Genomic DNA, 10,708 nt, shown 5'->3' on the forward strand with positions numbered 1-10,708 from the left:
TTCCACTACATAACTCATGAGATATCCTCCCTTATTTTTTACTAATACATATTCATATTAATTTTTTATGCCTTTTTTTTGAGCATTTGTTAAATAAATCTAATTAACTCATTATACAAGAAAAAGACGGTGATACCGCCTTTTTCACTACTTTTAACAATTTATTAAATCTTATGAAAACTATTTTATTAAGTCTCCCTTTTCACCTTTAACTGTTATTTCTCCACTCTTAACCTTGTTATAAACTTCATCTACCTTCTTAGTAGTTTCTTCACTTAAGTTTGGATTTTCACTTGGAATACCAACACCATCATTTTTAGCATCAAATGTTAATGTTTGGCCACCTGGGAATTTTCCATCTAATTCATCTTTAATTATATCATAAGTAGCTACATCTATTTTCTTCATAGCTGAAGTTAATATTATAGATTTATTATCTTTATATATACCATCTGCATATTGATCAACGTCAACACCTATTATCCAAGCTTCTTTTCCAGCTGTTGCTCTAGCTTTTGCTTCATTTATAGCTCCAACTCCAACTCCACCAGCTGCTGTAAATACTGCCTTAACTCCGTTATCAAACATAGTTGCTGCTAATTGTTGTCCAGCTGCTACGTTATCAAATGATCCTTGATAAACAACATTTTCTGCTTTTATTGACATCTTTGTTCCTAAATTATCATTAGCATATTTAACACCTTGTTGGAATCCCCAGTTAAACTTTTGAACTGAAGGTATTTCCATACCACCTATGAAACCTAATTCTCCTTCTTTTAATTCAAGAGATGCTGCTACTCCAGCTAAAAATCCTGCTTCATGTTCTGCAAAAAATACTGCAACTGAATTATCAGCTACCTTTTCTACTCTATCTGCTCCAGTTTTTCCATTGTTAGGAGATCCATCGATAATTACAAATTTTGCATCTGTATATTTATCTTGAGATTGGAATATAGCTGTTTCAAACTTAAATCCAGGAGTAACTATAAATTTATATCCTGTATCATAAAGATTTACAATTTCCTTCATATAGTCAGCTTCTGTTGTTCCAGTTGGCTTTAAGTAGTTAGTTTCAACTTTTAATTCTGCTTCTGCTTTCTTTATACCTTCCCAAGTACCTTGGTTAAATGATTTATCATCAATAGTACCTGCATCAGTAACCATACCTACTTTTATACCTTTTTCTGTGCTTCCACCTTCTGACTTGTTTCCACATCCTACTAAACCTGTTACCATAAGCGCGGATAGTGCTAAAGCTATTGCTTTTTTCTTCATATTAAAATCCTCCTTAGACTTTTGTAATTTAATTATTATAAAAGGTTTATTCTGTTTAAACTTTCAAAAAAGATTATACAATATATAATTCGTAAATACAATATTTTTTATAACATAATTTTTCTTGTTACGACATATATTCACAACGAAAAACCTTTTCACTATTATTTTTCATTTTTTATTTTTATTAATATTTAATTTGAAAGATGTATTTCCGAATATTGTTTTATTTTTATGAAAATTAATTCGCGTTTTTCCTGTTAATTGTTAAATTTATATCACTTGTATTTTTATGACTCAAATCAATTATAGTGGAAAATAACTTAATATTATAGCAATTATAATGGAAGGTAATAAATTTGATACTTTTATTTTAGTTACTCCTAAAACATTTAAACCCAATCCTATAATTAGTAAACTTCCTACTGCCGTCATATTGCTTATTGCAACATCATTTAATATATATGATAATGTTCCAGCTGCTAAAGTTATGCTTCCCTGGTATAAAAATACACTTATCGAAGATATCATTACTCCAATCCCTAATGTAGATGAAAAGATTATCGAACTTATTCCATCTAAAATAGATTTAGCGAAAAGTGTATTATGATTATGGTTTAAACCACTTTCTATAGAACCTACTATTGCCATTGCACCTATACAAAATAATAGTGTTGAGGTAACAAATCCTTCTGAAATAGATACATTATCCTTTTTATTATTGATCCTTTTTTCTATTCTTTTCCCTAAATTTTCGAGTTTTAAATCTATATCTATAATCTCTCCAAATAAACCGCCTATAGCTATAGAAATTATCATTACGATTGTATTATTTCCTTTTAATGCTCCAGATATACCTATATAAATAACGCACAAAGCTAGTCCATTCATTATAGTACTACTTAATTTTTCGTTAACCTTACCTTTTATAAAAAGTCCAATTAAAGACCCTAAAATAATCATTAAACTGTTTACTATAGTTCCTAACACGTTTTTTCCTCCTAAGTTTTATTTTGCAAAGCAATCTTTTTTAGTTCACAGTGCAAAATTCACAGTTCACAGTTGGGGATGAAACTACTACGTAGTTTCTGAAATTTAGTTTATATCAACTCTTTCAGAGTTAATATAAGAATTTCTTAATTCAGCAGAGCCGAATTATTTCCATAACTGTGAACTGTGCATTGTGAAATGTGCACTGAATAAATTAATTTAAAAAATCACTAAATATACTTTTAAATGTTTCTATATCCATAGGTGATATTCTTACTCTTTTTAATGAGTACAAGCCATCTTGAAGGCTAGAAATTCCACTCTCTGTTGTCACTGCAGCTTTAATTCCTAGTTCTTTTTCCACTTCTATTGTTTCTTCATCATATCTTCCAACAGGATAGCAAACAAATTTACTATCTACTCCGACTTTTTCTTTTAAAGCCTTTATACCTTCTTCTATTATTAGAATTTTATCTTCCCTAGGAATACTCGTAAATTCTATATGCCTAGATGTATGATTTTCTATTCCCATTCCATTATTCTTCATTTCTTTCAACATATTTGAATTCATATACCAGCTATCAATATCTGTTTGGTCTGTTATTATAAAGAAGGTAGCTTTCATATTATATTTTTTTAATATTGTATAAGCATCTGAATAATTATCTGAATATCCATCATCAAAAGTTATTGCTACTGGCTTTTCCGGAACTTTACCAGTACTATACGCATTAATAACATCGTCTAAAAGCATTGGAGTAAAACCAGCTTCATTAAGCCATTTAATTTGTTCTTCAAATTGCCCTACTGGAACTAATAAGCGATTATTTGGATCACTGTCTGATATAGAGTGATACATAAGTATAGGTATCTTTACATCATTAATATTTAACGTTAAATAATTAGTTTTATCTTCTTTATTATTTTCCTTTATTTCTTCATTTTGTTCTTTTTCGGGTTCATCTTCTTTATTTATTTCACTTACTTGATTATCTTTTTCACCTTGGGCTTCTTTGCTAGATCTTTCAAAATAGTTTTCTATTATGTATTTTCCCCCAAAAATAATTACTAAAACTATTATTAAAGCACTTATTATTTTAAATATATTTTTCATTTATTTCTCCCCTTTTTTAATTATATTTCGACTATATATTTCTAGGAATATTTTGTCAACCACCTATCTAATTATTTATTTTTTTTAATATTTTCTTATTTTTCTTTAAGTCATTGTTAATCATATCGTATTTTTGTATAATTAATCTAAACTAATTATGAAGGAGTGTTTTTAAATTGTTTGGATATGTGACTCCTCTTAAAGCAGAACTTAAGATTAAGGACTTTACAAAATTCAGAAGTTATTATTGTGGTCTATGTTTTCAACTTAAAAATAGTGCTGGAAACATACCTAGAATGGTATTAAATTATGATATGACATTTTTGGGAATACTACTTGACTCTTTATCACCTAAAGAGCCTGATATAGAAATTAGACGTTGCATGGCTCATCCTACTGATAAAAAACCTGTAATTATAAATAATGCTGCACTAAATTATGCTGCTGCAATGAATTTAACTCTTTACTATTTAAAATTAAAAGATGATATTCAAGATGATAATAGTTTAAAAAGTAAATTTTTAGAAAGAATATTATATCCTTATCAAAAAAATTGGATAAATCTATATCAAATATTAGATCCATAATTAAAGATAATCTTAGAGTATTGACAAATTTAGAAAAAAATAAAGATTTTGAATCAATAGATGTAATTTCTCACCCTTTTAGCGATATTGTGGGAAATATATTCAAGGAATATCCTGGAGATCTTATAAGTGATGGTCCTGATTTGAGAAATAAATTGTATAACTTTGGGTACACCTTAGGAAAATGGATTTATCTTATGGATGCATTCGATGATTTAAAAGATGATATAGATAATAATAAATTTAATCCAATAAATTATTTATTCAATAAATCTAACGAGTCTTATTACGATCTAATTATACTAATACAAGAAAGGTTAGAGTTTACAATTTTAAATTGCTCTTATAATTGTAAAGATATACTTTCTAAATTACCTTTAAAAAGAAATGAAGATATACTTAGAAACATTTTAGAATTAGGTATGATGGATAAGTATATAGGAATATTAAATAATACTAGAGAAGATAAAAGGAGTGACAACTTAAATGAATCCATATGAAGTTTTAGGTTTAAAACCTGGCGCAACTCAAGAAGAAATAAAAAAAGCTTATAGAAATTTAATAAAACAATACCATCCTGATCAATATGGCGATAACCCATTAAAAGATTTAGCAGAAGAGAAAATGAGAGAAATAAATGCTGCTTATGATACATTAACTAAAAATCAGAATACTTCTAATAACTATTCAAGTAACACTAACTCATCATACAATAATTCTTCTTATAGTAATTCCTCTGATAGCAGTTATATGTTTTCAGAAATAAGAAGACTTATCCAAAGCGGAAATTACGCTGAGGCTGAAAATAAATTAAATAGCACTCCAAACAGAAATGCTGAATGGAACTTTTTATACGGAGTATTACTAACTAATAAAGGGTGGTTCGATGCAGGTCTTAAACATATTCAGACCGCTGTAAACATGGATCCTAATAACTTTGAATATAGACAAACTCTAAATTCTCTTAATCAAAGAACTTCTGCTTATAGAAATAATTATTATAGAACAACTGGTAATAATAGTACCAATGCTTGTGATTGTTGTATAAATTTATGGTGTTTAGATTCAATATGCGAATGTATGGGTGGAGACCTTATAGGTTGTTGTTAATTATTAATAACTTATTTAATTGGTGGTGTTTTAATGAAAATTAGAGATATTACAGTAAGTGCTATATTAATAGCACTTACCATTATTATTTTATATTTAAATTTACTTTTACCTATAAGCACTCTTAGTATCCTTACTTTGGCATCTTTATTAGTTCCTATTGCATTAATAAAGTCTTCAATAAAAAGTGCTTTTTCAGTTTATATAATTTCTTCAATTATAGGATTTTTTATATTACCTATTAATATAATCTCACTATATGCTTCATTCTTTGGTATATATGGAATAATCAAGTATTATATTGAAAAAATAAATAAGTTTTATTTAGAAATAATATTAAAATTAATATTTTTAACATTATTTTAGTTATCTCATTTTTTGTATTTAATTCAGTTCTTGCAATAGGAAGTATTTCTCTTCCAATTTGGTTATTCTTCCTTGTTGCTCAGCCTATATTTTTTATTTTTGACTATGCTTTAACATTATTAATTTCATTTTATATGCAAAAAATACACAATAAAATATAGTTTAAAATAGCCTAGACCTTATTAAAAAGTCTAAGCTATTTTTTTGATTTTCATTAATCTAGTATTGAAAATAATATTTCAACTGCCCCTTCCAGTACTTCTCCTGCTGCACTTTCAATAAATTTTTTGAACTTATTATCTTTTCTTTTAATATTTTCATTTTTTTCACTCATAATTTTTCGATCTTCTGGTGCAGAATTATAAAAATATGCTTCTTCATATGATGTTATTTCTTTAAATAAAATTTTATTCTCATCATTTTTCAAAATAATGCTCCCCCAACTTTTTTTAATTCACAGTTTACAGTTCGCAGTTCACAGTTTTTTTCATTCCTTCATTATTTTTTTCATTCTTAATTTTTAATTATAGTTTACACTTATTACCTGATACCTGATACCTATTCTCTGTTAACTAAAAAATGAAACCAACTGTAAACTGAAAAATGCTTCGCATTTTATTAGATTATATATCTATACAACTTCTGTTCCAAATGGCATTAATGATAACTTAGCTAATTTTAGAGATTGCTTTGCAAAAGGTATTCCTATTATTGTAATGCATAATAATAAAGCACTTATCAAATTTGCTAAACATAATTCAAAACCACCAAAAATTATCCATAGGATATTTAATATCAAATTAAATCCACTATCATTTTTATTAATAACTTCTTTTCCAAAAGGTGCAAATTGTAGTTTAGCCATTTTAAAACATTGAAGTCCTATTGGAATTCCAACTATTGTTATGCACCATAAAAGTCCAAATACAATCCATCCTAGAGCATTAATAAACCCTCCACATATAATCCAAACTAAATTTCCTAAACAAGACATTACTAATCCCCCTATTATTTATTAAATATTATTTAGTTGTATTAACGCACAGTTTTCTATGGCATTAATAGAATTTTCTTTACAATAAGTTAAAATTTCATTGCTTTCAGCTCCTGGCTGTATTAAAACATTCTTTATTCCTAGTTCATTAGCTTCTTTTAAGTATTCTATTCCAAGCTTTGCATTTATACATAAATCAATAGCATCAATAGTATATGGTACATCTTTTAAATTAGTATAGATATTTTCTCCACCTTTTGGATGAACTCCACTTACTTTATATCCCTTTAATTTAAACTTATTTAAAATCTTATTTGCATATTTAGCTTCATTAGATACATCTCCAATAACTACCCAATTTTTAAGCTTTATCAAATTTTCTATATTCATATCTTACCTCCTTATAAAATCTTTATATGATTACTATATCCAATTAAAAATATTTCATCAACAACTTTACTAATATATCTTATTACTTTTTTCTAATTGTTGACTTATATTATAATAAAATATATAATTGAGTATATTAAAATTATATATTTACTGCATTGATTAGGAGTAGTATTATACTGTTATACTTAAGAGAGCTGTTGTTTGGTGCAAAACAGTGTTTAACTTATAAGAACTTGCCTATGAGCTTACTTGTCAAAAGCAAGTACGGAAAACCCGTTATAGATTTGAGTGAGAAAAAATATTATTTTTTCTAATAAGAGTGGTACCGCGAATATGTCCTTCGTCTCTTAATTGAGATGAAGGGCTTTTTTATATTATTTTTTACTTTTAAAGGAGGAATTATTGTGGCTAATTATGGAACTGCCATCGATAAAAAATGGCAAGATAAATGGGAAGAAACAAATCTTTATAAATTTGACCCAAACAAGGAAGGGGAAAAGCTTTATGTTTTAGAAATGTTCTCTTACCCTTCAGGCAGCCAATTACATGCTGGACACTGGTTTAACTATGGTCCTGTTGATTCATGGGCTAGAATGAAAAGAATGCAAGGATACAACGTATTTCAACCAATGGGATTTGATGCATTTGGTCTTCCTGCAGAAAACTTTGCAATAAAGACAGGGATCCATCCAAAGGATTCAACTGATAAAAATATAGAAACTATGGAAAAACAATTAAGAGCTATGGGCGCTATGTTTAACTGGGATAACGAGGTTATAACATGTAACCCTGACTACTATAAATGGACACAATGGGTATTCTTAAAACTATACGAAAAAGGATTAGCTTACAGAAAAAAAGCTCCTGTAAATTGGTGTCCATCTTGTAATACAGTTTTAGCTAATGAGCAAGTTCATGATGGTGCTTGTGAAAGATGTTCAACTGAAGTAACAAAAAAAGATTTAACTCAATGGTTCTTAAAAATAACTGATTATGCTGATGAACTATTAGAAAAATTAGATACTTTAGATTGGCCTGAAAAAACTGTTGCTATGCAAAAACACTGGATTGGTAAATCTACTGGTGCAGAAGTTACATTTAAAGTTAAAGATTCAGATATTAAATTTGATGTATTCACTACTAGAGTTGATACATTAAATGGTGTAACTTATGTTGTTTTAGCTCCAGAAAATCCACTAGTTAATGAGCTTACTACAGAAGAAAATAAAGATGCTGTTGAAAATTACAAAGAAGAAGCTAAAAAACAATCTGATATAGAAAGACAATCTTTATCTAGAGAAAAGACTGGCGTATTTACAGGTTCTTATGCTATAAATCCTATAAATAATAAAGAAGTTCCCATTTGGATTGGAGATTATGTATTAGCAACTTATGGAACTGGAGCTGTTATGGCTGTTCCTGCACATGATGAAAGAGATTTTGCTTTTGCTACTAAATTTAATTTACCAATAGAAAGAGTGATAACTAACAAAAAAGGGGATAATGCTGAATTACCTTATTGTGAATATGGTGTGTTAGTTAACTCTGGAGAATTCAATGGATTAACTACTGAGGAAGCTAAGGAAAAGATAGTTGAAAAATTATCTTCTATGAATCTTGGATCTGCAAAAGTTAATTATCGATTAAGAGACTGGTTAGTATCTAGACAAAGATATTGGGGTGCTCCAATACCTATGATTCATTGTGAACATTGTGGAACTGTTCCTGTACCTGAAGATCAGTTACCAGTAGAACTTCCATATAATGTTGAGTTTGCTCCAGATGGAAAATCTCCTCTTACAAAATGTGAAGAATTTATAAATGTTGCTTGTCCAAAATGCGGAAAGCCAGCTAAAAGAGAAGCTGATACTTTAGATACATTTGTATGTTCATCATTTTACTACTTAAGATATCCTGATAATAAAAATACTGAGAAGATATTTGATACTGACCTTATAAATAAGATCCTTCCAGTAGATAAGTATGTAGGTGGTCCTGAGCATGCTTGTATGCATTTATTATATGCTAGGTTCATAACTAAAGCTTTTAGAGATATGGGATACTTAAATTTTGATGAGCCATTTAAATCATTAACTCATCAAGGATTAATTTTAGGTCCTGATGGATTAAAAATGAGTAAATCAAAAGGAAATACAATTTCTCCAAATGATTATATCTCAGAATATGGCTCTGATGTGTTTAGAATGTATTTAATGTTTGGTTTTGCTTATATAGAAGGTGGAGCTTGGAGTGATGATGGACTTAAATCAGTTGCAAGATTTGTAGATAGAATTGAAAGATATCTTGATATAGCTAGAGATGCTATAGAAAAGGGTGTTAATAATAAAACTTCTATTGATAAGGCTGAAAAAGAATTAAATTTCTGGGTCAATAATGCAATAAAAGGTGTTACTGAAGATGCTGATAAATTACAATTTAATACAGCTATTGCAAGAATGATGGAATTTGTTAATGCATTTTCTAAATATCTACAAGAAGATGTGAAAAACTTAGAGTTCTTAAAAAATACTTGTATTAATTTCTTAAAAGTTCTTGCACCTTTTGCCCCTCACTTTGCCGAAGAACAATGGAGTTTATTTGGATTAGACTTCTCAATATTCAATGAAACTTGGCCAACATATGATCCAAAGGCTTTAGTTAAAGATGAAGTTGAAATAGCTATTCAAGTTAACGGTAAGATTAAAACAAAAATTAACGTATCTACAGACTTAGATGAAGAAGGAATTAAAGCTGCTTCTTTAGCTGATGAATCTATTGTTGCTTCAACAGAAGGTAAAACTATAGTAAAGGTTATAGTTATAAAAGGGAGACTTGTAAACATTGTTGTTAAGTAAGCTTACCCAATTAACAATGTACAATTAACAATTTAGAAAACAATTCAGCTTTCGCTAAATTGTAAAAATAAAAATACTGCTGAGAAAATTCCAGCAGTATTTTTTTGATTTTCAGAATGCTGAAAATCCTCTTTAACTATTAACTATAAACTGTGACTTTAAAAATATGCACTGATTAAGCTTCATCCAAAACAATTTTAAATTTATCTAAAACTTCACTTACAAGTTTCTCATCTAACTGATTATAATAATTCAATAAATTTGAATCTTGAAGTGCTGTAAATATTTTCTTACTGATTTCCATCCACATTTCCGGAACGTATACCCAAACTATCTCTTCATATTTACAACTTAATAAAAAGTGTTCTATTCCCCAAAACAAATATTCCTTTATATTATGCAATTTATTAAAAATTACATAATCCTCCACTACTCTTGTTGTAAGCTTATATTCATATATATCAACATAGAAGAAATCAAAATTATCTTGCTTTGCTTTATATGCATCTGTATTTACAACTTTTATTTTAGGATTCTCTTTAAAATTAGAGTTATATAAATCTATTATATCTTTTTCTTTCTCATAAACTATAATTTCGCTTATATCCTTCTTTTTAGCTAACTCTTGCACAACATAGCCTAATCCAAGTCCAACTACCCCAACTTTTCCTTTAGCATATTTTATAAACATATATGAACTTTCTATTTCAAGTGGAGAAATCTTCATCCATATATTATTAGGTCCATGTAACTCTAAAATATTTAAATTTATATTTTCCTTTTTATTATACATATACCCATTAATAAAATCTCTTTTATCTATGGTATTTTTATTTCAAAACTTCCAATCTTCCCTAAAGATATTAAGTTATTATACTCCTTTATTTTCTCTAATAAATATGTCTTATCATATGGTTTCAAAATATAATACTTCCCTTCTGTATTAATTTTAGTATGCTACATATACTACCTTGTGTAAAGTTTTAAATTTCTATAACTAAAATAATACTTTATTATAAAAGTA

General features: G+C 27.9%; 10 protein-coding genes, 1 pseudogene and 1 other annotated feature. Of the genes and pseudogenes, 4 read left to right on the plus strand and 7 right to left on the minus strand.

The window, feature by feature from the left end; genetic code table 11:
* Window positions 1-180: 180 nt before the first annotated feature.
* From A500_RS14470 to A500_RS14480, 3 genes are all read right to left on the minus strand, one after another.
* Window positions 181-1,275: a BMP family lipoprotein gene (locus tag A500_RS14470; protein WP_016208311.1), complete on the minus strand. Its 1,095-nt coding sequence runs from the start codon at window positions 1,273-1,275 to the stop codon at window positions 181-183.
* Window positions 1,276-1,581: 306 nt separating this feature from the next.
* Window positions 1,582-2,265 carry a DUF554 domain-containing protein gene (locus tag A500_RS14475; RefSeq protein WP_016208312.1) on the minus strand — a complete coding sequence of 228 codons (684 nt, stop codon included), beginning with the start codon at window positions 2,263-2,265 and terminating at the stop codon, window positions 1,582-1,584.
* 214 nt (window positions 2,266-2,479) lie between these two features.
* A complete protein-coding gene (locus A500_RS14480) occupies window positions 2,480-3,379 on the minus strand; it encodes a polysaccharide deacetylase family protein (protein ID WP_016208313.1) in 900 nt (299 codons plus the stop codon).
* 176 nt (window positions 3,380-3,555) lie between these two features.
* On the opposite strand from A500_RS14480, the pseudogene A500_RS14485 reads away from it, so the two are divergent.
* The 3 genes and pseudogenes from A500_RS14485 (at window position 3,556) to A500_RS14495 (ending at window position 5,442) form a co-directional block, all read left to right on the plus strand.
* Window positions 3,556-4,466, plus strand: a pseudogene (locus A500_RS14485) (DUF5685 family protein).
* Window positions 4,453-5,076 carry a J domain-containing protein gene (locus tag A500_RS14490; RefSeq protein WP_016208314.1) on the plus strand — a complete coding sequence of 208 codons (624 nt, stop codon included), beginning with the start codon at window positions 4,453-4,455 and terminating at the stop codon, window positions 5,074-5,076. The pseudogene A500_RS14485 and the gene A500_RS14490 overlap by 14 nt, the downstream one beginning before the upstream one ends.
* 33 nt (window positions 5,077-5,109) lie before the next feature.
* Window positions 5,110-5,442, plus strand: a complete 333-nt coding sequence (locus tag A500_RS14495) for a hypothetical protein (protein WP_016208315.1) — start codon at window positions 5,110-5,112, stop codon at window positions 5,440-5,442.
* A gap of 214 nt (window positions 5,443-5,656) precedes the next feature.
* Here the strand turns inward: A500_RS14495 and A500_RS14500 are convergent, their stop codons facing one another.
* The 3 genes from A500_RS14500 to A500_RS14510 all read right to left on the minus strand — a co-directional run bounded on the left by A500_RS14500 (window position 5,657) and on the right by A500_RS14510 (window position 6,826).
* Complete coding sequence (locus A500_RS14500; RefSeq protein ID WP_016208316.1) at window positions 5,657-5,869, minus strand: hypothetical protein; 213 nt, start codon at window positions 5,867-5,869, stop codon at window positions 5,657-5,659.
* Window positions 5,870-6,073: 204 nt separating this feature from the next.
* On the minus strand, window positions 6,074-6,436 hold the full coding sequence (locus tag A500_RS14505; RefSeq protein ID WP_016208317.1) for a YccF domain-containing protein: 363 nt from the start codon (window positions 6,434-6,436) through the stop codon (window positions 6,074-6,076).
* 21 nt (window positions 6,437-6,457) lie between these two features.
* Window positions 6,458-6,826 (minus strand): CoA-binding protein, encoded by a 369-nt coding sequence (locus tag A500_RS14510; RefSeq protein ID WP_016208318.1) that lies wholly within the window; start codon window positions 6,824-6,826, stop codon window positions 6,458-6,460.
* 149 nt (window positions 6,827-6,975) lie between these two features.
* Window positions 6,976-7,180, plus strand: a binding site (T-box leader).
* A 53-nt stretch (window positions 7,181-7,233) separates the two neighbouring features.
* On the opposite strand from A500_RS14510, the gene leuS reads away from it, so the two are divergent.
* Window positions 7,234-9,684 carry a leucine--tRNA ligase gene (gene leuS, locus A500_RS14515; protein ID WP_016208319.1) on the plus strand — a complete coding sequence of 817 codons (2,451 nt, stop codon included), beginning with the start codon at window positions 7,234-7,236 and terminating at the stop codon, window positions 9,682-9,684.
* A 175-nt stretch (window positions 9,685-9,859) separates the two neighbouring features.
* Here the strand turns inward: leuS and A500_RS14520 are convergent, their stop codons facing one another.
* On the minus strand, window positions 9,860-10,477 hold the full coding sequence (locus A500_RS14520) for a hypothetical protein (RefSeq protein WP_016208320.1): 618 nt from the start codon (window positions 10,475-10,477) through the stop codon (window positions 9,860-9,862).
* Window positions 10,478-10,708: the final 231 nt, after the last annotated feature.

This window comes from Clostridium sartagoforme AAU1 (assembly GCF_000401215.1).
GTDB lineage: Bacteria > Bacillota > Clostridia > Clostridiales > Clostridiaceae > Clostridium > Clostridium sartagoforme.

Excerpts from the sequence above, each read along its gene's own strand:
- A500_RS14510 (WP_016208318.1), bottom strand. The coding sequence starts at position 6,826 with ATGAATATAGAAAATTTGATAAAGCTTAAAAATTGGGTAGTTATTGGA.
- A500_RS14490 (WP_016208314.1), top strand. The coding sequence starts at position 4,453 with ATGAATCCATATGAAGTTTTAGGTTTAAAACCTGGCGCAACTCAAGAA.
- A500_RS14480 (WP_016208313.1), bottom strand. The coding sequence starts at position 3,379 with ATGAAAAATATATTTAAAATAATAAGTGCTTTAATAATAGTTTTAGTA.
- A500_RS14470 (WP_016208311.1), bottom strand. The coding sequence starts at position 1,275 with ATGAAGAAAAAAGCAATAGCTTTAGCACTATCCGCGCTTATGGTAACA.
- A500_RS14495 (WP_016208315.1), top strand. The coding sequence starts at position 5,110 with ATGAAAATTAGAGATATTACAGTAAGTGCTATATTAATAGCACTTACC.
- A500_RS14505 (WP_016208317.1), bottom strand. The coding sequence starts at position 6,436 with ATGTCTTGTTTAGGAAATTTAGTTTGGATTATATGTGGAGGGTTTATT.
- A500_RS14520 (WP_016208320.1), bottom strand. The coding sequence starts at position 10,477 with ATGTATAATAAAAAGGAAAATATAAATTTAAATATTTTAGAGTTACAT.